This window comes from Acidovorax sp. SRB_24 (assembly GCF_012931925.1).
In genome coordinates this window covers 1-383 of record NZ_MWOM01000271.1, presented here as the reverse complement: position 1 = coordinate 383, position 383 = coordinate 1, and the positions used below count along the sequence as shown (strand labels likewise).

Annotated in this window: 1 protein-coding gene; it reads left to right on the top strand. The window is 67.9% G+C overall.

Annotation, left to right across the window (positions count from 1 at the left end):
- Positions 1–190 (top strand): M48 family metalloprotease (locus B2J89_RS21915; RefSeq protein ID WP_169170878.1); only part of this gene is annotated, 190 nt, incomplete at its 5' end.
- Positions 191–383: the final 193 nt, after the last annotated feature.

Here is a 383-nt window from a genome sequence, read left to right as displayed (position 1 = left end):
CGCGGGCGCGGTGCAGCTGATGGGCCGGCGCCAACCGATGATCAACGCGCTGGCGCGCCTGGGCGGTCTGCACCCGGCGGAGCTGCCCAAGAGCATGGAAGCGATGGGCATCACCGGCAACATCGGCAAGCTGTTTTCGACGCACCCGCCCATGGAAGAGCGCATTGCCGCGCTGCAGGCCCGCAACTGAGCCGCGCTGAGATGAAGAAAAAACCCGCTGCAAGGGGCCCTTGCAGCGGGTTTTTCTTTGGCGGTGGCGGGCTTCTGCTGCGCCCCTTAAAGCGCAGCCTCAGACGGGCGCTTGCGCTGCCGCGGCGCGCCCGATCAGCAGGCGAAACGGCAGCAGCATCAGCACGCCCACGCCGAGCTTGACGGCCAGATCG